18 protein-coding genes are annotated in these 20,747 nt (G+C 45.1%); 5 read left to right on the forward strand and 13 right to left on the reverse strand.

From position 1 onward, the window contains the following. Window positions 1-148: 148 nt before the first annotated feature. The 12 genes from gndA to OCT63_RS12075 form a co-directional block, all read right to left on the reverse strand. Window positions 149-1,657: an NADP-dependent phosphogluconate dehydrogenase gene (gndA, locus tag OCT63_RS12020; protein WP_269983794.1), complete on the reverse strand. Its 1,509-nt coding sequence runs from the start codon at window positions 1,655-1,657 to the stop codon at window positions 149-151. Between the two features lie 3 nt (window positions 1,658-1,660). Next, the gene (locus OCT63_RS12025) at window positions 1,661-2,158 is read right to left on the reverse strand and encodes a gluconokinase (protein ID WP_060469518.1); all 498 of its coding nucleotides are present in this window, start codon (window positions 2,156-2,158) and stop codon (window positions 1,661-1,663) included. Between the two features lie 118 nt (window positions 2,159-2,276). After that, entirely contained in the window at window positions 2,277-3,599 is a 1,323-nt protein-coding gene (locus tag OCT63_RS12030) for a TRAP transporter large permease (protein WP_060469517.1), read from the reverse strand. After that, entirely contained in the window at window positions 3,592-4,149 is a 558-nt protein-coding gene (locus OCT63_RS12035) for a TRAP transporter small permease subunit (protein ID WP_060469516.1), read from the reverse strand. The genes OCT63_RS12030 and OCT63_RS12035 overlap by 8 nt, the downstream gene beginning before the upstream one ends. Before the next feature lie 64 nt (window positions 4,150-4,213). Beyond that, window positions 4,214-5,230, reverse strand: coding sequence for a TRAP transporter substrate-binding protein (locus OCT63_RS12040; RefSeq protein WP_161686918.1), 1,017 nt, complete (start codon window positions 5,228-5,230; stop codon window positions 4,214-4,216). A 200-nt stretch (window positions 5,231-5,430) separates the two neighbouring features. After that, the gene (locus OCT63_RS12045; RefSeq protein ID WP_161686916.1) at window positions 5,431-6,333 is read right to left on the reverse strand and encodes a multidrug transporter; all 903 of its coding nucleotides are present in this window, start codon (window positions 6,331-6,333) and stop codon (window positions 5,431-5,433) included. Between the two features lie 135 nt (window positions 6,334-6,468). Then, on the reverse strand, window positions 6,469-7,173 hold the full coding sequence (phnR, locus tag OCT63_RS12050; RefSeq protein ID WP_046223986.1) for a phosphonate utilization transcriptional regulator PhnR: 705 nt from the start codon (window positions 7,171-7,173) through the stop codon (window positions 6,469-6,471). Window positions 7,174-7,241: 68 nt separating this feature from the next. Beyond that, a complete protein-coding gene (locus tag OCT63_RS12055; RefSeq protein ID WP_161686915.1) occupies window positions 7,242-8,966 on the reverse strand; it encodes a putative 2-aminoethylphosphonate ABC transporter permease subunit in 1,725 nt (574 codons plus the stop codon). A 6-nt stretch (window positions 8,967-8,972) separates the two neighbouring features. Continuing rightward, on the reverse strand, window positions 8,973-10,082 hold the full coding sequence (locus OCT63_RS12060; RefSeq protein ID WP_161686913.1) for a putative 2-aminoethylphosphonate ABC transporter ATP-binding protein: 1,110 nt from the start codon (window positions 10,080-10,082) through the stop codon (window positions 8,973-8,975). A 285-nt stretch (window positions 10,083-10,367) separates the two neighbouring features. Continuing rightward, on the reverse strand, window positions 10,368-11,009 hold the full coding sequence (locus tag OCT63_RS12065) for a haloacid dehalogenase-like hydrolase (RefSeq protein ID WP_269983795.1): 642 nt from the start codon (window positions 11,007-11,009) through the stop codon (window positions 10,368-10,370). 74 nt (window positions 11,010-11,083) lie between these two features. After that, window positions 11,084-12,502, reverse strand: a complete 1,419-nt coding sequence (locus tag OCT63_RS12070; RefSeq protein ID WP_161686909.1) for an FAD-dependent oxidoreductase — start codon at window positions 12,500-12,502, stop codon at window positions 11,084-11,086. A gap of 120 nt (window positions 12,503-12,622) precedes the next feature. Further along, on the reverse strand, window positions 12,623-13,633 hold the full coding sequence (locus tag OCT63_RS12075) for a putative 2-aminoethylphosphonate ABC transporter substrate-binding protein (protein ID WP_161686907.1): 1,011 nt from the start codon (window positions 13,631-13,633) through the stop codon (window positions 12,623-12,625). A 326-nt stretch (window positions 13,634-13,959) separates the two neighbouring features. On the opposite strand from OCT63_RS12075, the gene phnW reads away from it, so the two are divergent. From phnW to OCT63_RS12095, 4 genes are all read left to right on the forward strand, one after another. After that, window positions 13,960-15,063: a 2-aminoethylphosphonate--pyruvate transaminase gene (gene phnW, locus OCT63_RS12080; RefSeq protein ID WP_161686905.1), complete on the forward strand. Its 1,104-nt coding sequence runs from the start codon at window positions 13,960-13,962 to the stop codon at window positions 15,061-15,063. Beyond that, entirely contained in the window at window positions 15,063-16,520 is a 1,458-nt protein-coding gene (locus OCT63_RS12085; protein WP_269983796.1) for an aspartate aminotransferase family protein, read from the forward strand. Before phnW ends, OCT63_RS12085 begins: the two co-directional genes overlap by 1 nt. A 97-nt stretch (window positions 16,521-16,617) precedes the next feature. After that, window positions 16,618-17,460 carry a phosphonoacetaldehyde hydrolase gene (gene phnX, locus OCT63_RS12090; RefSeq protein ID WP_269983797.1) on the forward strand — a complete coding sequence of 281 codons (843 nt, stop codon included), beginning with the start codon at window positions 16,618-16,620 and terminating at the stop codon, window positions 17,458-17,460. A gap of 384 nt (window positions 17,461-17,844) precedes the next feature. Next, on the forward strand, window positions 17,845-18,912 hold the full coding sequence (locus OCT63_RS12095) for an OmpA family protein (RefSeq protein ID WP_269983798.1): 1,068 nt from the start codon (window positions 17,845-17,847) through the stop codon (window positions 18,910-18,912). Between the two features lie 88 nt (window positions 18,913-19,000). Here the strand turns inward: OCT63_RS12095 and OCT63_RS12100 are convergent, their stop codons facing one another. Continuing rightward, window positions 19,001-19,399: an OsmC family protein gene (locus OCT63_RS12100; protein WP_161686897.1), complete on the reverse strand. Its 399-nt coding sequence runs from the start codon at window positions 19,397-19,399 to the stop codon at window positions 19,001-19,003. Between the two features lie 200 nt (window positions 19,400-19,599). Here OCT63_RS12100 and msrB point away from each other — a divergent pair, with 200 nt between their 5' ends. After that, window positions 19,600-20,742: a peptide-methionine (R)-S-oxide reductase MsrB gene (msrB, locus tag OCT63_RS12105; protein WP_060469503.1), complete on the forward strand. Its 1,143-nt coding sequence runs from the start codon at window positions 19,600-19,602 to the stop codon at window positions 20,740-20,742. Window positions 20,743-20,747: the final 5 nt, after the last annotated feature.

The following is a 20,747-nucleotide window of genomic DNA, read 5'->3' on the forward strand; positions in this document are numbered from 1 at the left end:
TACTGGTAACAGTGTATCCAACTGACTTGGAATTTGAAGCCTTATCTAACAAAAGGTTGATGCAACGACAAGAACATAAAAAAGATCTATCTATTGTTACTTCCGGTGCAAACAATAACGCCCTCATGGCGAGGGCGTTATACATCATTTAGGTATTAACTTTTACTTCAGTTCTTGGAGACTGACTCCAAGTTACGTGAAATTTTTCAGCTTCCTCTCTATCGACTCTTGAATAGGTATGAGAGCCAAAATAGTCACGCTGCGCTTGCAGCAAGTTCGCAGGTAACACTTCGCAGCGCAGAGAGTCGAAGTAGCTTAATGCTGAGCTTATCCCCGGCATCGGCACACCAAACAAAGCGGAGTTCGCTACCGCAATACGCCAAGCCAGCTCACGCTCTTCCACTTGTTTGATGAAAGCCTCATCAAACAACAGGTTCGCTAGCTCATTATTTTGTTGGTAAGCCGCTGTAATACTTTGCAAGAAAGCCGCACGGATAATACACCCCGCTCGCCAGATTTTTGCTATTTGAGTGAAATCTAGGTTCCAACCTTCTTTGTCTGACGCTGTTTTCAACAAATCAAAGCCCTGCGCATAAACGCACAGTTTGGCGCAATACAGAGCATCGTGAAGTTCAGAAATCACTTCTGTTTTATCTAACAAGTTCGCATCAGCAATATTACCTTTTAAAAGCTGACTTCCCTGGACACGTTGTGATTTTTGACCGCTCATCGCACGCGCGTAAACCGCTTGTGCAATGGTTGGCGTTGGGCAACCTTCTTGAAGGCTATTAACCGCCGTCCACAATCCCGTGCCTTTCTGCCCAGCTTTATCTAGCACGACCTCAACGAATGGCTTACCCGTCACCACATCTTCATGCTGAAGAATATCGGCACTGATTTCCATCAGGTAACTATTAAGTACACCATTATTCCATTGTTCAAAGACTTGGCCAATCTCTTGAGCAGGCATTTCAAGCACACCACGCATGAACTGATAAACTTCGCAGATAAGCTGCATATCGGCGTATTCAATGCCGTTATGCACCATCTTAACGTAGTGCCCAGTACCAGAAGGGCCAACATACGCCGCGCATGCCTCACCCACTTCAAATTGGGCAACAGGCAAACCATTTGCATCCACTTTTGCAGCAATTGCTTCCCACATCGGCTTCACATATTGCCAAGCAGACGGGTCACCACTCGCCATCAATGCTGGGCCAACACGAGCCCCCTCTTCGCCACCAGAAACCGCGGTACTGAAGAAACGGAGCTTACCTTTATAATTCTGTTCACGTGTCTCGGTATCAGTCCATAAGCTGTTACCCGTATCGATAACAATGTCGTCGCTCTCCAAACCGGCATCAAGCAGATTATTCACGACGATATCAACGGGCTTTCCAGCAGGAACCGACAGTGCGATTACACGCGGTTTTGCTAAGCTCTGCAACACATGTTCAAGACTCGTGCCTTTGGTGAACTGACCTTTGCCGTCAAAGGATTCATTAAGCTGCTTTGCTTCTGAACTCGCACGCTCAATGTTGTCAGCGCTTAAATCAAAGCCAGCAACGTTAAATCCATTATCGAGCAGGTTGAGTGCTAAGCTCTTACCCATCACCCCTAAGCCAATCATAGCGATGTCATTTTTTATCTGAGTCATGGTTTAGCCTATCTGCTTAATTTGTTTAACTGCACTTTCTACTACTTGCTCGACATCTTGTGAGATATCGACAAATAATGCTTCATCTAGATCAGGTTCAACCAAGGTTTCAAACTGGCTTTTCAACATTTCTTGACCATTAAAGTAATGATTTTCACGAGCTTTGTGACGATTCCAAATCGTATCGAAACTGCCCTGTAGGTACACAATCACCAAATCTTCATTGTTGTTGCGCAGAATATCGCGGTATTGCGGCTTTAGTGCCGAGCAAGCAATCACTGCGCTTGGTTGTTCGATATATTGCTTATTCAGTGTTTCCAGCCATCCTTGACGATCGTCGTCTGTCAGTGGAATACCTTGACGCATCTTTTCTACATTGCTTTGCGGATGGAAATCATCGCCATCAAAAAACTGGAGCGTTAATGCTTCTGCGATACGGCTACCAATCAGGCTTTTTCCGCATCCAGATACGCCCATCACGAGTATTTTTTTGCTTTTCATAAGGCAAGCCTTCCCTAAGCCCCAACCAAAACTGGGGCTGACAATCGAATCTAATAGTTAAACTTATGTTGCTGCTGATCGGTCCCCGAATACTAAATCCGCTCAAGGACCTTTACTGTTATTGCCACCAAAGTGCTAGCTGAGGGAAGATAATAACCAGCCCCAGAACCAAGACTTGAAGTGCAATGAACGGCAGTAGTGAGGTAAATATCTCGCCCAAGCTGATGTCTTTTGGTGCGACCGATTTTAGGTAGAATGCCGCAGGGCCAAACGGTGGCGACAAGAAAGACACCTGCATGTTGAGACAGAACACAACACCAAACCAAACTGGGTCAAAACCAAGGCCTGTAATGATTGGAACGAAGATTGGCATTGTTAGAAGCGCCACACCGACCCAATCAAGGAACATGCCTAAAACCAACAAGATAGCCATCATGATTAGCAGCGTTACTGTTGCGTTGCCGCCACTTAGGGCAAGGATGGTTTCTTCAACAAAATCAATACCGCCCATCAAGTTGTAGATACCTACCAGTGCACTTGCACCGATGCCAATCCACATGATCATGCCGCAGGTACGCATGGTTGCCATGGCACTCTCTTTCAGCATGTTGAAGTTCAGTTCGCCACGGATCAGTGCACTGATCATAATACCCACCACACCTAAAGCAGAAGCTTCTGTTACTGACGCGATGCCGGTGTAGATACTGCCTAGAACAGTTGCTACTGAAAGCAGTGGGAAGAACAGAGCCTTGAAGTAGCTAGGCTGATTTGCAATGTCTTCTTCTGTCTCATCATCACTTGGAATAGGCGCGAGAGAAGGGTTTAGCTTACAACGAATCAATACGTAGCCGATGTAACAACCCGCAAGGATAAACGCTGGTAAAAAAGATGCTTTAAACAAGTCACCAATCGATACGCTGGCTGTCATACCGTAGATGATCAATACGATACTTGGTGGAAGCATGGTGCCTAACGCACCACCCGCACAGGTTGTACCGATAGCAAGCTTACGGTCGTAACCCAAGCGAAGCATTTGAGGCAGAGCGAGAATACCAAGTAGTACCGTTTCACCACCGATAACGCCCGACATTGAAGCCAATAGAACCGCAACTAGTAACGTTTGTACCGCAACGCCACCGCGAACTTTACGGCCAACAGATTTCATGGCATCAAACAGGTCACGCGCGATACCCGAACGGTCTAAGAGAGCCGCCATCAATACGAACATTGGGACGGCGAGGAATACATAACCAGAAGCAAAGCTGTAAGTGCGGCTCGCAATCAAAGGCAAGGCATCAGGGCCAAACCAACATAGGGTGAAGAAAATCGCGACAAAACCTGTTACGAAGGCCAGCTGCATACCCGTGAGTAGCAAACCAATCATCATAACCAGCATGAGCAAACTGCCCCATGCGATACCAATAGAAGATAAATCAAACATCGTCATTCTTCCTTAGACCCATCAACTCTTGGATTAGGTGCAATACAAACTGGACAACAAGAACACATAAAACGACAAAGATCAGACCTTTCAGCAACGCAGGATAAGGTGCGTTTAACACTGAGCCTGATGTCTCTAAGCGGAATTCACCCCAAGGTGCAAACCATGCTTCTTCTGCTGTGAAGTAAGCCGCGTAAGCCAGCATGCCAGCAAAGGCCAAGCCAACTGTGTGGTGAACAAGATTAAGGTACTTACGTGTTTGGTTAGACACTGAATCGTAGATAAGAACAACACGTACATGCTTATCAGCCGCGAAAGCGTAGATGCCGCCGATAATGAATAGGGAGCCACCGATAAATGAAGCCGTTTCGTGTACCCATGTGGTCGGGGCATCAAATGCATAACGCATCACAACTTCGTAAAATGAGATCAATACAGTGAAGATGAACAGCCAGCTAACTAAGTTACTGAATTTTATGATAAGACGATCAAGGCCGTTTCTTGGCTTTTCATCGTTTTCAGCTGGTGCGTGAGGGGTTTTGTCTGTCATGAGCCAAATTTCCTGAGAGAAAAGGGAGAGCAATGCCCTCCCCCATCAATAAGCTAGGTTTGAATTACAGTAGGCCGTTTTCTTCTAGGAACACGGTAACGGAAGTGTAAACTTTCCCTGCGTTGTCAGAACGCTCTGCAAAGACTTTCCATTGACCTTTTGCAATTTCACGGAACTTCTTACGCTCTTCTTGAGACCAGTCATGAACTGTGATTTCTGGGTTCGCTTGAGCTTCTTTAAGTGCCGCTTGGTCAGCCATTTTTAGCTGAGTCGTCATGTCGTAAGAGAAGTCACGCACGGATGTTTGTAGAATCGTTTGTAGATCCGCAGGCATCTTGTCCCATTTCTTTTGAGAAACAGAGATATCGATTAACGGTAGCGAGTGGAAACCCGGTTGAACTGGGTGAGTCGCAATGTCATTCATGCCCGCTTTTTGGTTTGTCGAGAATACTGTGTAGTCCGCAGCATCAATTACACCCTTGCTAAGACCGGTAAATACTTCAGAACCCGGAAGGTTTACTGGAGTCGCACCCGCTGCTGCAAACACTTGTTGTACTAAGCCTTCAGGCGCACGCAATTTAAGACCTTTAAGATCCGCAACACCGTCAATTGGCTTTTTAGAGATGAAAGACTCAACACCTGTTGTTGAAGCACCAACGAACTGAACACCGTAAGGCTTGTAAAGCTCAGTCATTAGTTCGTTACCGCCACCGTAGTTCATGTACTGAAGCAGTTGTGTTGTGTCTGACCATGCACCCACCATGTTACCGATTAGGCCGAATGCTGGATCTTTACCAGAAAAGTAACCCGTTGCTGTGATATGACCATCTAAGATGCCCATTTTGATCGCGCCTAGCGTTTCAGTGTGCTTAACCACAGCGCCTACAGGAAGAAGATCAATGTCGATACGTCCGTTAGACATCGTTTCTACGCGCTCAGCCCACTTCTGCTGAACCTTGAAGTTCAAATCACCAGATGGATCTGAAGATTGAATCTTAAGTTTGAAGTCTGCAGCCATTGCTGAAGTAGCAAATAGGCCAGTGAGGGAAGCAGCGATCAGCGTTTTAGTCAGAGCTTTCATTTGGGTATCCTTATGAGTTTCACAGAGTCCGGTTTGTTGTTATATGTTACCGGTAACGTTAAGATGAATGTTACCGGTAACTTAACAGCTTTGTCTATGAGAAGGATCACATCTTTAACATTAGTAAAACGTTTGCTATCAATAATGAAAATGTGACTGAAAAGTCACATTATAAGTTAGAAGTGTATTTTAATTTCTTTTTAATTCAGTGAGATAACTAAACCAGCAATGATAAAAATGACGCCTACACCGCGAGTCATGTGCCACTTTTCCTTTAAAAAGTAGATCCCCATCACGACGCCGAAGATGATGCTTACTTGCCTAAGTGCCACCACCAAGCTGACGTTCTCTGTCATGGTCATCGCAAACAACACCAAACCGTAAGTCGATGCCATCATAATGCCTGCAACCGTGGCTTTTTTACGTAGTATCCATGCGTTGGTAAACTCGACTCTTTGATTGGTCACCAACAACCAAATACTCAGCGGAATTACGATCGCCCAAAATTGAATACCTAGGTAGAAAATCGCCGTGTGTTTATTAGTAATAGAAGGTGTGCTTAACGGCTCCAATAACAGAAGCGCTTCTTTATCAATAATGGAATAGCCTGTGGTGCCAATAGCGGCGATGAGTGCCCACAGCACACCGAGGTTCAGGTAGGCCTTGAGCCTCAGCTCAGAGAACTGTTTCAGTGGAACAAACAAACAGCCTAATGTGATCAGTGCAAAGCCAATCCATTGATTCAATGACAACTCATAGCCAATCAACACTGTACCCAAACCAACCATTAACACAGGCAGCGCTCGTGCCATTGGGTAGATAACACCAATATCGGCCTGTTTATAGGCGATGCCTAAACCGATTAAGTAGATGATTTGGCAAATGCCACTCAAGAAGAGCAATTGCCAGAATAGAATTGTGATGTTTGCAAAGCCGACGCTGTAGACATACCAAATCAAATAGGGAGTAAGAATCGCGGCAGCGGCAAAGCCTGACGCTAAGAAGAAAGATGAGCCAGAACCTTGATTTGATTTACCTAGGACATTCCAACCCGCATGCAGCAGAGCCGAAATAATCACGATGATGATGGCAGAGAATTCCATTTCATTCCTAACTTATTGACTGATAAAAGCAGTCGCTGAAAACAGAGGATAAAAAAGGCCTCCAGATAAGAGACCTTTGATTATTCCAGTTGGGCAAATCCCTAAAGTGAGATGTGCCAGCGTTCTAACGTACGACTAACGCTCTAACTGCGCTATCGACTCGATACTGATCGCGTCGTGACGCCAATACTCAATATCGCAGTCAATCAAATCGCCGTTTTGATTGTAGTTAACACGCTCGACAACCATTGCAGGAGAGCCAGAAGTCGCACGCAGTGCTTGCGCTGTTTCACCCAGCAAAGACGTTGTACTCACACGGTAACGGATCTTCTGATACACCACGCCAAAGTGTTCGCGGTAGATGTCCGTCAGTGATTTGGACAGATCATAATCGAGCAAGTTAGGAAACAACTCTGGTCGAATGTAGTTCGTCACATACACAACAGGCCTGTCTTCAAGGTAGCGAACTCTATCTACACGATAAACATCTGAAAAAGGTTGTAACTCAAGAAGCTTAGTTGCTTCCTTGGTTGCTAACATTCCTTTCGCTGCTACTAACTCTGTTTTTGGCTTACGATTCTGCGAGAGAGCCATGTTGGTGAAATTCAATGTTTGTGTCGGGTTGTAGCGAAGCGGCGCCGGCGAGATAAACCAACCACGACGGTCTTCTCGATAAATGCGTCCTTCCGCTTCAAGTGAAGACAAGGCTTCGCGTAACGTAACTCGTGTCGTATCAAACGACTCAGCCAGTTTACGTTCTGCAGGCAGCTTCTGTCGTGGCGTTAACATCCCCGACTCTATCTGCTCTACAATGACATCTTTGATTTTTACGTACTGCACTTCATTTCCTTTCATTCTTGTTCTTGTCGTCAGCCACTCCTTGGCCAACTGCAATATAAAATGGTTCGCTAACGTTTACGCCAAGCTTGGGTGCGCTTCTCGAATAACTTGTTGATTAGCATATGAATCAACTTCGCACTCGCTGCAGATATCATGATCATTACCGCCATGGCTGCTGCTGCACCCGTTTGCCCCGCATCATCCATATTCATGACTGAAACCGACGCAGGTATCGTGTCGGTAGAATACAAGAATACTACCGCAGATGTCGTGGTAAGTGCATTAATAAACAGGTATGTCGCAATATCTAAAATCGCAGGCAGACAAACGGGCACCGTCACCTTAAAGAACAACTTGTATTGCGGTAGGTTAACCGAGGCCGCGGTGGCTTCAATTTCCGAAGGCAGCTGTTTTAATGCCGTTAACGCCGTCATGTGCCCTACCGTGTAGTAGTGAACCACGGTATTGATCACCAAGAACGCCATTGTTCCATACAAGAAGTTGAGTGGGTTACTTAAGTCATTAAAGTAGAAGATGTAGCCCAAACCTAACACCATCCCCGGAACCGCCATCGGCACAACACTGAGCATCTGCATCGCCTGACGAACAGGACCAAATGCTCTGCCCTTCTCAATGCAGTACGCACCCAAGAAAATCAATACGGTACCGATAATGGCAGTCCATGCGCCAAGCGTCAGAGAATTGAAGAACGGAGTCCAACCATAAGTACTCATTTCTGCGAAGTTGTAGTTGTTCAGTGTAAGCGCTTTGTTCCAAGGCCAGAAGGTGACCATAGAACCATATATCGCCATGCCCAACACGATAACGACAGCAGCAGAGATGATCGTGCAGTAAAGGAAACACAAGCCGTCACGCATCGTATTTGGCTCTGGTTGGTACGCAACAGAACGAGTATCAAACAAGCTCTTCTGTTTCTTTTGCACCCAGCGATCAACCGTAAACGCGAGCAATGCAGGCAACAGCAACAAGATACTGGTTACCGCACCCATCGAGAAGTTTTGCTGGCCAACCACCTGTTTAAAGATGTCCGTCGATAAAACGTTGTAGCTGCCGCCAATCACTTTTGGCACACCAAAGTCACATACCACCAACGTAAACACCACGATCAAAGTACTGATCAAGCCATATTTGGCTGCAGGTAAGGTCACCATGAAGAAGGTTTTGAGCGATGACGTATTCAGTGCGCGTGCTGCCTCATAAAGACGAGAATCGGACGTTCTGAGTGAAGTGGTTAGAATCATCAAGGCGTGTGGAAAAGTCCAAAATATCAAGCCGAGTGAGATACCAATCAAGCCGTATACCGAGTTACCGCCCAAGACTTCTTTGGCGATACCTTGGTTACCAAATAGGAAGATCAGGCTGATCGCCGGAAGTAGTGACGGAGCAAGAATCGGCGCAGAACCTAATACCTGAAATAGTCCCTTAAAAGGCATGCATGAACGAGTCAAAGCATAGGCATAACCAAACGCTAAAACGCCAACCACTGTCGTTACCAACAAGCCCAACGTGAAGGTGTTACCGACGGATTGCCACAGGCTTTGAGACGCGAAATACGTCGCGAAATTCTGCAAACCGACAAATTCGCCATCTGCGTTTTGAACACTCTTTTTCAGCATTGCCCACAACGGCATCAGAATAAACAGTGTCATGACTACAGACAAAAATGCCAACAGCCCAAATAGGATAACGTTGTCTTTACTCAACCGAGCAAGAAAAGGTTGTACTCGTCGTTGAAATAGCAGATTAGATTGCATAATTTGAGTCGATTCCATGATTGATTAGGCTGCCTCGTCTTTCATCACTTGCAAGCTTTTCGATGGGTAAGCTCTTAGGCCTTCTTGGTCAAAAGCCACATAACGAATATCACTGCGACGCAGCTTCAATCGGTTGAACTCTTTGACTGATACATCAACGATGATCTCTTTCGCGGTTGAGTCATGTTGCAATTGACACTCAACGCGATAAAACGCCCCTAAGAATTCACTTGATACGATTCGAACCGGTAAGGACTCATTAAAACGATCAACAAACTGGATTTGCTCTGGACGAACCGCGATATCAAACACATCACCCTGCTTTGGTTCTAAGTTATCTAGCCCAGGCAATGGCAACATAGACTCAGCAATACGCATCTTGCCTTGAGCTGCTACAGACGCTTGAATGAAGTTCATACTGCCCACAAACTCAGCCACAAAACGGCTTACTGGTTTTTGGTATATCTCTTGTGGAGCCCCGACTTGCTCGATAACTCCATGATTCATTACCACAATGCGGTCGGCCATGGTCAAGGCTTCATCTTGGTCGTGCGTCACCATGATTGTGGTGATGCCTAATTTACGCTGCAATTGACAGATCTCGTCGCGCAAGTGTGTTCGTACTTTTGCATCCAATGCAGACAGCGGTTCATCAAGCAGTAGCAAGCCCGGAGACAGTGCCAAAGCGCGAGCCAAAGCCACACGCTGCTGTTGTCCGCCAGACAGCTGATTCGGGAATTTTTGAGCCGACGTTGGTAAACCGATGGTTTCTAGCCAAGATTCCACCGTCTCGAGGGCTTCTTTGGTCGACATACCTTGGTTTTTAAGGCCAATCGCAATGTTATCTTCCACCGTAAGGTTCGGGAACAGTGCGTAAGACTGGAACACGATGCCAAAGTCGCGCTTTTCTGGCGGCAAGAAGGTTGTGTCATTACCGTTTTGCTCTATAGAGCCTGAAGTTGGTAAATCTAAACCTGCAATCGCACGCAATAAGGTGGTTTTTCCACAGCCAGACGGGCCAAGGAAACAGACAAATTCACCTTTTTCGATCGATAAGGAGATGTCTTTCAACGCTGTAAATTGGCCAAATTGCTTTACAACGTTTTCAATATTCAAATAAGTTTGGTTGCTCATACTACAGCACTCTTCATATGGTATATACCAAATTTAAACTTTGAATATTGCAGTTGAGTGACAAATTTATAGAAGCTAAGTGACAGTTATATTGCAGAAATAAAATTCATTCTAACGGGAAAAAATACGCATTAAACAAGTCCTAATGTTTAATAACTTATAGCAAAGTGCTTACCACTCGAAGGGGATTTGGCGATGAAAACTAACGTACTTTTTACCGCCAAATAGCCATAGTCTTTAATAACAATAATCTCTAATAGCAATAGTTCCTGCCAATGGCTAAGCTCAGTACACCGCACACCACGGAATAGAATCTGTTCGAGTGCTTAAACGTTCATGTGGATTAGCTAAATGGGGACGATCGGCCAAATCATATTGAGGCAAGTCGTTAATTGAACCACAGAGGCCTTGTTGGTGATCAAATGCTGTGCGCCACTCTTTAAAACTCACAATCTTACCGTACGGGTGATTTGGAAGCCCCAGAACTTTAACACTATATTGACCAGACTCTTCCATTAATTCGATGCCGACTGCATTCGGAATATTGAGCTTTTTCGCTACACAGGCAGGAATGAACGAAACGATGGCAGAGATAATCACCATCGTCTGCCCTTGTATTTTGGAAGACCAGCTCCCCTGCATCACTTGAAGAAGGATCCTACTCAGTACTTTGCTATCAATACACTCTTCTAATAAAGCACACACCTCTTGATGTGTCTTATTTGCTAGAGAGCGAGTAGCAAATTCGAGGTAAGCGTCTTCATTAAGCATACCTTGAACGTACAGCGTAATAAGCCGGCGTTCTTCGTTCAAAAAGCTAGGTTCACTCGCTAAGCCCTTTTCAACCAAAAACTCATTCCAAATCATGGCACTGTTTCCGTCCATGAGTGTTTCATCTAGATCAAATACGTACAGCGGGGTCGTCATATCAATTCTCACTTCAAATCAAATTTAACTTCCAAGTCAGACTTAGCGGGCGAGAAAAAATCTAAACGACAGATTTACTCTACCTTGTCGGCTTTACCTGCCGCACCAGCCAGCTTTGCCAATTGCTTATCTAGCCATAATGGCATGTTACCAGAATCTTCCGCGTTCTCTTTTCTTCGTACCGCATCACGCACCATCATTGCACCCACCCAACGGAATGGCTCTGGCGGGAAATGACCAAGCGGTCCTTTGGTTAGTCCGCAGCACGTCCAAGCGTTATCGGTTCCGAGTACCATTGATGACAGAATCTTTCCGCCCATACGAGTTTGAGCAACACCATTACCTGAGTAACCAAGCCCATAATAGACGTTGTTTTGGCCTTTTAGATTACCGAAAAATGGCAATCCTGTGACAGAACGGTCTGAGCCACCCGACCAATTGTAATCGAATTCACTTTGTTCCAGTTTAGGAAACAGTTTTTGGAAAGATTGATTGAGAATCGGCAGATAGTTGGTCGTTTGGTTAAACATGCTTTCAACCTGATTCGCAAACGAGAATTTGTTGCCACCTTTGCCTAGCATGAGCCGCCCGTCTTGGGTGTCTCGGTAATAGTGAACAAAGATACGTGAATCCACCACCGCTGCCCCTTTCTCGGGACCAAACTGCTTAAGTTTTTCTGGGATTGGCTTAGTCACCACCATGTCTGACGAGACAACCACAATGCTGCGTTTGAACTCTTTGAAATGATCGAGCATCCATGCGTTGAGTGCCAAGATCACTTTATCGGCAAAGACAGATCCGCCCTTAGTTTGGATTCGAGCTGGAGAGCCATAATCGAGCGACGTCATTTCTGTGTTTTCGTGAATTTCGATACCTAGTTCAATAGCAACTCGGCGTAACCCTCTCGCCAATAAAGCGGGTTGCACACTGCCCGCAGCTTCCGAGTAATACCCTTCAATATGACGATCCGATCCCGCTTTATCAGGCAAAGAGTTGTCACACTTCTTCCAACTATTTATGCCTTGCTTGACCAACTCATTCACAACAGGCTCCATTCCACCTTTTTGCGCTTCATTGGTTGCCGTGTAATAAGTGCCGCTGCGATACAGATGCGCGTCGATGTTGTGTTCATTACAGAAAGCTTCGATCTCGTAAATGACCTTTTCCGATTCTTTAACCAGCCATTTCGCTTGCTCTTTCCCGTAGAGCTTTTTCAGCGTTGGATACTTAGTCGACCACGTCAACATACACCCGCCGTTGGCACCAGAAGCACCGCTGCCACATAAGCCTTTTTCAATCACCACAACGTGTTTTTGAGGCTGCTGCTGTTTGATTAAAATCGCCGTCCATAAACCAGTGTAACCACCGCCGACAATGGCGATATCACAGTTAACGTCTTTTTGAAGCGGTTTAGCGGATTCTAGACCTACGTCTATGCTGCCAAATTCCTTTTCTAGTGCTTGTTTGAACCAATATGAATAGTGCTTTGTCATTTATCGTACCTTACTTAAAACCTAAAGGCGTAAAACTAAAAAAGGAAGACCGAAGCCTTCCTTTACTGATTTCTAACTTCTAATGAACTCAATAGTTAATTAACTGAGTAGCTCGATAGATTAAGATTTCGGCTCTGATTTAGCGTCAAACTTCTCAGACCATGTTTTCAATACGTCTGCACGTTCGCTACCCATGCGAGCGAAATCCATGTTTGCCATGTTTTTCTCTACGTTCGGGAAGTTCTTCGCTTTGCCTGTGACATCTTGGTGACCAACAACTGGGTACATTTCGATGTAAAGCTCATTTGCTGCTTTAGAGATAGACCAGTCAACCACGCGCTGCGCTGCATCTGAGGGCTTAACAAGACCTACTGCTTCAGATTCCCAACCGATACCTTCCGGTGTAATCACAGAAAGTGGCGCACCTTGAGTTTTCAGCTTAGCGCCGCGACTCGCCATAGAAATACCGATAGCCACTTCCCCCATACCCGCTTGAACACATGGCTTAGAACCAGAGTGCGTGTAGTGAGCGATGTTTTGGTCTAGCTTCTGCATGTAGTTCCAACCTTGGTCTTCACCCATGTTTTGTAGCCACGCTGACACTTGCATGTAACCCGTACCAGAAGACGCTGGGTTTGGCATCGCAATGTGACCTTTGTAGATAGGCTTGGTTAGATCATCCCAAGATTTAGGTGCTGGTAGGTTAAGTTGTTTCGCTACCGCTTCGTTGAAACAAACCGCATTGAAGAATGCATCGTTGCCATACCAAGCTTGAGTAGATTGCGGATCATTAAGGTTGGTACGCAACGCTTCTACACCTTGAGGTGTGTAAGGCTTAAGAATGCCCTCTTCTTTAAGCAGAGCCATTGAAGAACCCGCAAGGCCCCACACCACTTCTGCACGAGGGTTGTTTTTCTCAGCCAATAGTTTTGCCGTCATGATTCCAGTTGAATCACGAACCCATTTGATGTGGATGTCTGGGTTTTCACTTTCAAATGCGTTTTTGTATTTCGCTAAAATGTCAGTTTCAAAAGCGGTGTAAACCGTCACTTCCTGTGCTGCATGAGCATTACCAGCTAATAGAGTAACTAATGCTGCAAGTGATCCTTTCATAAAACGGTTTTTCATCATTTTCTCCAGTCAGGCCCGATGCCAAGGTTAGAAGCTAGAAGCCATATCAAGAGGCTTCTATATCCATAAATTCATTTAGGTTGTTAGCACACACTTTAACTGTGGTATGTACCAGATTTCGAGTATTAAGCTAACTGGCTTTTATGACGATTAAATGAACAAAAAATGGCAGTTTAAAGATCGGAAGCTTTCTCAAGACAAGTGACCCATTTTAATATGAAGCTTTTGTGAAAATGGTGTTTGAGCTATTTACGACCGTTTAAATTGGTTGTTAAAGTAATCGCAAACATTGGTATAGTCCAAAATGAACTTCACGAGAATTGAACATGAGAAACGAATACTTACTACTGACACCGGGTCCTCTATCTACTTCTGAAACCGTTCGCCAAGCGATGCTAAAAGATTGGTGTACTTGGGATGATGAATACAACAAAGACGTTGTTGAAGTGATTCGCAGCAAGCTAGTGACTTTGGCAACTAAGCAAGCGGGATATACAAGCGTATTAATGCAAGGTAGCGGTACGGCTTCAGTTGAAGCAACGATTGGTAGTGTTATCTCTAACAGCGGTAAGCTTCTGGTTGTTGATAACGGTGCGTATGGTGCTCGTATTGCTCAAATCGCAGACTATTTAAACATTCCATGCCATGTCGTTTCCCCAGGTGAAACATCACAGCCTGACTTGAACGAAATGGAAACGGCATTGGCCATGGATTCAGACATTACTCACGTCGCAATTGTGCACTGTGAGACCACCACTGGCATGCTGAACCCAATTGAAGACATTGCCAAATTGGCAAAGCAGCACAACAAAACGGTCATTCTTGACGCGATGTCGAGCTTTGGCGGTATCCCTATGGATATTGCTGACTTAGGCATCGACTACATGGTCAGCTCGGCAAATAAATGTATTCAAGGCGTACCGGGGTTCGGCTTTGTTATCGCCAAGCAATCGGAACTAGAGAAGTGCAAAGGCCAAGCTCGCTCATTAAGCCTTGATCTGTTTGACCAATGGCACTGCATGGAAAGCAATCACGGTAAATGGCGATTCACCTCTCCAACTCACACAGTGCGTGCTTTTTACCAAGCCCTGCTTGAACTGGAACAAGAAGGCGGCATCGAAGCTCGCCATGCTCGATACCAAACCAATCAAACCACACTGGTTGCAGGTATGCGCTCTCTTGGTTTTGAACCTCTGTTAAATGATGACCTTCATTCACCGATCATCACCTCTTTTTACTCCCCCATTCATAGCGATTACCAATTCAAGGAATTCTATGACCGTTTGAAAGAGCAAGGGTTTGTGATTTATCCGGGCAAGGTTTCAAACGCAGACTGCTTCCGCATCGGTAACATCGGTGAAGTTTACCCGTCTGACATTGAAGCCCTCATTGGCGCAGTGAAAAACGCTATGTACTGGGACATCAAATAATGACGACGACCAATCAAGAGCCCGTTCTAAAGGCGACACACTTTCGAAGCGAAGGCGATGTGAACACCACACCAGCGCGTGAGAAATGGAACGAGTCGCTAAACGATGATGCCACTCAAGCAATGTTAAAACGTGACTCTGACGTATTTCTTCATCAAGCGATGTCAACACCTTGCCTAGACACACTTGAAGCCGCAGAAGGCATCTACATTCAAGATGCGACTGGCAAGAAGTACATGGACTTTCACGGCAACAATGTCCATCAGTTAGGTTATGGCCACCCACACATCATTAATAAAGTGACTCAACAAATGGCGTCATTGCCGTTTTCACCGCGTCGCTTTACCAATGAAACAGCCGTCCAGTGCGCTGAAAAGCTAACACAGCTCTGTGGTGGTGATTTGAACCGTGTGTTGTTTGCGCCAGGTGGTACATCGGTGATTGGCATGGCGCTTAAACTTGCTCGACATGTCACCAACAATTTCAAAGTCGTTTCATTGTGGGATTCCTTCCATGGCGCGTCACTGGATGCGATCTCTGTCGGCGGTGAATCCTGTTTCCGCGAAGGCATGGGCCCGTTAATGGCTGGCGTAGAGCGTATTCCACCAGCAGTCTCTTATCGTGGTGCTTTCCCCCTTAATGACTCTTTATCGCTTCGCGCTAGTTTTCCGTTAAGTGAGTGTAGCTCAGGCGATAACAATGAGACGGCATATGATGTGCATTATGCAGATTACCTAGAGTACGTGATTGAAAAAGAAGGCGGTATTGGAGCTTTTATTGCAGAAGCGGTTCGTAACACTGACGTTCAAGTACCAAGTAAGGCTTATTGGAAACGCGTCCGTGAGATCTGTGATAAGCACAACGTCATGTTGATCATTGATGACATCCCAAATGGCATGGGTCGTAGCGGCGAATGGTTTACTCACCAAGCGTTTGATATCGAACCTGACATCCTATGTATCGGTAAAGGTTTTGGCGGCGGCTTGGTTCCAATTGCAGCCATGGTCACCAAAGACAAATACAACACGGCAGCGCAAGTCTCACTTGGTCACTACACCCATGAGAAAAGCCCTATCGGCTGCGCGGCAGCACTCGCGACCATGGAAGTGATTGAGCAAGAAAACCTACTTGAAAAAGTGCAAGCGGACAGCGTATTCGTTCGTGAACAACTGCTGCAAATGAAAGAGAAATACCCAGTCATTGGTGACGTTCGTGGCATCGGCCTGCTTTGGGGCGTGGAGTTGGTCACTGACCATATCACCAAAACCCGAGCGTTCGATGAAGCAGAAGCCGTCCTTTATCAGTGTCTGAACGATGGCCTGAGCTTTAAGGTGTCACAAGGTAACGTGATTCAATTGAGCCCGCCATTGATCATCAGCCGTAGCGAACTAGAAGTCGCTCTGTCTGTCTTCGAAAAAGCGATAGCAAAAGTCTGCAAAGATTTTGAATACCTTTAATTCACTCTCTAAATCAACATTTAAACCAATAACCTAAAACAATCATTCGTCCTTCCAGTAATTTGAACAGGGAGTGACACAAAAATAGGACACTATTATGAACACAACATCACCTATCCAAGCGGTTATCTTTGACTGGGCTGGCACTATCGTTGATTTCGGCTCGTTTGCTCCAACCAGTATTTTTGTTGAAGCATTCAAGCAAGGTTTCGACTTTGACATCGACTTAGCAGAAGCACGTGAACCAATGGGTATCGGCAAATGGGATCACATCCAAGCGGTGGGGCGAATTCCAGCGGTTGACGCTCGTTGGAATGCTCAATTCGGACGTTCAATGACCAGCGAAGACGTTGATGCGATCTACGCGGCATTCATGCCTCTTCAAAAAGCGAAAGTAGCCGACCACGCAGCGCCAATTTTAAACGCGATTGAAGTCGTGAATACCCTAAAAGAAAAGAACGTAAAAATAGGCTCTTGTTCTGGTTACCCACGCGAAGTAATGGATGTGCTAATCCCTGCTGCTGCAGATTATGGCTACCGACCAGACAACGTAGTTGCAACGGATGACTTGCCTCAAGGTGGTCGTCCAGCTCCATTCATGGCGCTTAAAAACGTAATCGACCTAGGTGTGACGAGCGTTGCTGCGTGTGTAAAAGTAGACGACGCAGCACCCGGCATTGATGAAGGCCACAACGCAGGCATGTGGACGGTAGGCCTTGTTCTATCTGGCAATGAGGCTGGATTAACGTATCAAGAATACTTAGATGCAGACGAAGCAACACTGGCAGCGGCTCGCGAAAAAGCCAGCGTTAAGCTAAACAAGTCCAACCCACACTATCTAGTTGACACCATCGCCGATCTACCAACCGTAATTGCAGATATCGAAAAGCGTTTACTGGCAGGCGAACGTCCACAGAATACAAAACTAACTGCAATATAAAATCCAAAAATATACATATTTAATCAATTTTAATTCAAATCCCCTTACACCAGAATGTTGTATGGGGATTTTCAGTTTTATAAATATGATATGGGTCAAGTTTCTTAATTTTACTATCTACATAATTTGTAAATGATTATATATAATCTATAGGTTAAATATAAACATTCAGCTAATTAGTAATAAACTTATTAGCTATACAATAGTTAGCAATTTCATTGACTCCAATACTCAATCAGATTAACAATATAACTGCGGAGAAGAAAAGAGGTTCAACTGAACCAACGCTTTGATTTACTTATTATAAGCAGTGTCATCAACTAATAGGTAATCGTCTTACTGGCAGGTTCAGATAACAATAAGAGTTAATCCAAGGAAATAATTATGAAAAGACTGTCAAAAATCATGTGCGCTGTTGTTGCCGCTTCAGGCTTAGCAGCTGCACCGTCAATCGCAGCAACAACTTATGTTGGTGCTAAAGTAGGTATGGGTTGGTTAGACAGTGCTTGTGTTGACAGCACGAACTGTGAAGATGATTCAGTTGCGGGTGGTATTTACGGTGGCTACAACTTTACTGATACGCTCGCGCTTGAGTTGAATGCCGATTACTTAGGTGATTACGACACGAGCTTCAACAATAATGGAGCAACTCAAAGATACAGCGACTCTATCGTAGCAATATCTTTGAGCCCAATGTATCGATTAGCGATTAAACAAGAATTTGATATTTTCTTCAAAGCAGGTCCTGCATATATCATGCATGACGACGAAGACGACGTTGTATTAGCCCTAGGTATCGGTGCTGAGAAACAGCTATCAGACGATTGGGCACTTCGAGTTGAATATCAATACTTCGATGATTTTGACGATAAGATCATCCAAGATCTTAACTCCAACCTTGTTACTGTAGGTCTTAGCTACAACTTCGGTACAGGCAATACTACCGCATCGGCAGCTGCTGCCGCAGCCGCAGCTTCAATGACACAAGCACCATCTGAGCCAATCACAGAACCAGTCGTTGTGGAAGAAGAAAAGACAACAGTTGTTGTGACGAAAGCACACACTGAAAGCTTCTCTCAAGGCATGTTTGAGACGAACAGTACCGAGCTGTCTACAGACGGAAAAATCGCACTAGTGCCATTAATTGAAGTACTGAAGGCTCACCCTCAATCAACAGTTGAAGTTGTTGGTCACACTGACTCAACAGGTGCAGCTGAATACAACATGATGATCTCCAAAAAACGTGCCGCTGCAGTAGCTGCACACATCGAAGAGCAAGGTATTGATGCTGACCGCATCACAGCTACAGGTGAAGGTGAAGAGAACCCAGTAGCATCAAATGATACTGCTGAAGGTCGTGCTCAAAACCGTCGAGTTGAAGCGACGATCCCTGGTTTCGAATATCAAGAAGAAGTACAAATAGAAGAAGTTATCGTAGAAACTGCTGAATAATCGCACTCTACCTTAATCAAAATAACTAAGGCGGAGCACTCAACGTGCTCCGCCCTTTTCTTTGCCCGCCTTTGCTGTAATCAGAAGACTAGATAATTTCCCAGCTGTGAGTCATCTCTACGCCAGCACCCAACATTAGGCATACTGAACAGTATTTTTCTAGAGAATCAGCACATACTTTAGCAACCAACTCAGGATCAAGGTTGTCACCAGACACTTCAAAGTGAATATTAATCACAGTAAAGATCTTTGGCGCAGTTTCACGACGTGTCGTTTCTAGCTTTGCATTACAGCTTGTGATGCTTTGACCCGCAGATTTCAAACCATCTACTACATCAACAGAGCTACAGCCACCCGCAGCCATAAGGACCATTTCCATTGGGCTTGGCGCCGTTGCACCACCGCTGCCGTCCATAACAACAGAGTGGCCTGATTGAGATTGACCTAGGAATTTAAAGCCTTCGACCCATTTAACTTCTGCTTGCATGCTGTTCCTTAGATGTACGAAAAACGTCATCATTATCTATTATTTTACATCAATGCCTACACCCTACTACTGGCGGCATTTATGAGCAAGATTTTCTGAGTGGCACATTTTTTTTATGAATGATGCAATTTTTTCCATCTAAAACCTGTCTCTATTCGTACATTCAAAATCGAATGAGAAAACGTCAAGATGAGGTATCTATGAATAAATTATCTAAAATATTGGTATCACTCGTGGTTGCGCTACCACTGATTTCGCTGTTTGTGAGCCAGACTGGCACTGCCAATACAATGGATAAAACGGCTAATTCAGGTAAAAGTGAAATCGCGACACTGGCTGGTGGTTGTTTTTGGTGTACAGAATCCGATTTGGAGAAATTGACTGGTGTTACCGACGTTATATCAGGATATTCTGGTGGTGAATTAAAAAACCCAACCTACAAGCAAGTTTCATCAGGTAAATCAGGGCACATCGAAGTAATCAATGTGGCTTATAACCCTGATGTGGTTAGTTATGAGCAGGTACTTGACCAATTCTTCCGACACATAGACCCAACCGACGATAAAGGCTCTTTCGTAGACAGAGGTCCTCAATATCGACCTGCTATTTTCTATCGAAACCAAGAGCAGAAAGACGTCGCTCAGAACTTCATGATGGAAATCGATAAAGCTCAAATCTTTGGTGAACCGCTAAAGACAGAACTGATTGAATTTGAGAAATTCTGGCCAGCAGAAGACTATCACCAAGATTACTACAAAAAGAGCAAGGTTCGTTATAACTACTACCGCTATGCATCAGGTCGTGATCAGTACTTAGATAAAATCTTCGGTGAGGATAGAAAGGAAAATCCGCAAACACTCCGTCAGATTATCGATAGTAAGAATGCACGTGCAAATGCTAAGACATACAGTAAGCCGTCTGATGCAGAGATCAAAGCGAGCCTAACAGCACTTCAATACGATGTTACACAAGATGACGCTACAGAGCGCCCGTTTGACAACAAATACTGGGATAACAAACAGGAAGGTATCTACGTCGATATCGTAACAGGTGAACCGTTGTTCTCGTCGAAAGACAAATACAAATCAGGTACAGGTTGGCCGAGCTTTACGCAGCCCATTAGCGAGGCTTATGTGGTAACAACCACTGACTATAAACTATTTTATCCAAGAACTGAGGTTCGTAGCCGCTTTGGTGATTCGCACCTTGGACACGTGTTCAAAGATGGCCCAAAACCAACAGGCCTGCGTTACTGCATGAACTCAGCCGCGATGCGCTTTATCCCAGCAGATAAATTAGCGGAAGAAGGCTACGAAGAATACGTTGAGATGTTTGAGGGCTAATCAAA

The organism is Vibrio sp. RW (assembly GCF_027587105.1).
Lineage (GTDB): Bacteria > Pseudomonadota > Gammaproteobacteria > Enterobacterales > Vibrionaceae > Vibrio > Vibrio toranzoniae.

Coding starts and splice junctions, on each gene's coding strand:
- gndA (WP_269983794.1), bottom strand. CDS start 1,657: ATGACTCAGATAAAAAATGACATCGCTATGATTGGCTTAGGGGTGATG.
- OCT63_RS12025 (WP_060469518.1), bottom strand. CDS start 2,158: ATGAAAAGCAAAAAAATACTCGTGATGGGCGTATCTGGATGCGGAAAA.
- OCT63_RS12030 (WP_060469517.1), bottom strand. CDS start 3,599: ATGTTTGATTTATCTTCTATTGGTATCGCATGGGGCAGTTTGCTCATG.
- OCT63_RS12035 (WP_060469516.1), bottom strand. CDS start 4,149: ATGACAGACAAAACCCCTCACGCACCAGCTGAAAACGATGAAAAGCCA.
- OCT63_RS12040 (WP_161686918.1), bottom strand. CDS start 5,230: ATGAAAGCTCTGACTAAAACGCTGATCGCTGCTTCCCTCACTGGCCTA.
- OCT63_RS12045 (WP_161686916.1), bottom strand. CDS start 6,333: ATGGAATTCTCTGCCATCATCATCGTGATTATTTCGGCTCTGCTGCAT.
- OCT63_RS12055 (WP_161686915.1), bottom strand. CDS start 8,966: ATGGAATCGACTCAAATTATGCAATCTAATCTGCTATTTCAACGACGA.
- OCT63_RS12060 (WP_161686913.1), bottom strand. CDS start 10,082: ATGAGCAACCAAACTTATTTGAATATTGAAAACGTTGTAAAGCAATTT.
- OCT63_RS12065 (WP_269983795.1), bottom strand. CDS start 11,009: ATGACGACCCCGCTGTACGTATTTGATCTAGATGAAACACTCATGGAC.
- OCT63_RS12070 (WP_161686909.1), bottom strand. CDS start 12,502: ATGACAAAGCACTATTCATATTGGTTCAAACAAGCACTAGAAAAGGAA.
- OCT63_RS12075 (WP_161686907.1), bottom strand. CDS start 13,633: ATGATGAAAAACCGTTTTATGAAAGGATCACTTGCAGCATTAGTTACT.
- phnW (WP_161686905.1), top strand. CDS start 13,960: ATGAGAAACGAATACTTACTACTGACACCGGGTCCTCTATCTACTTCT.
- OCT63_RS12085 (WP_269983796.1), top strand. CDS start 15,063: ATGACGACGACCAATCAAGAGCCCGTTCTAAAGGCGACACACTTTCGA.
- phnX (WP_269983797.1), top strand. CDS start 16,618: ATGAACACAACATCACCTATCCAAGCGGTTATCTTTGACTGGGCTGGC.
- OCT63_RS12095 (WP_269983798.1), top strand. CDS start 17,845: ATGAAAAGACTGTCAAAAATCATGTGCGCTGTTGTTGCCGCTTCAGGC.
- OCT63_RS12100 (WP_161686897.1), bottom strand. CDS start 19,399: ATGCAAGCAGAAGTTAAATGGGTCGAAGGCTTTAAATTCCTAGGTCAA.
- msrB (WP_060469503.1), top strand. CDS start 19,600: ATGAATAAATTATCTAAAATATTGGTATCACTCGTGGTTGCGCTACCA.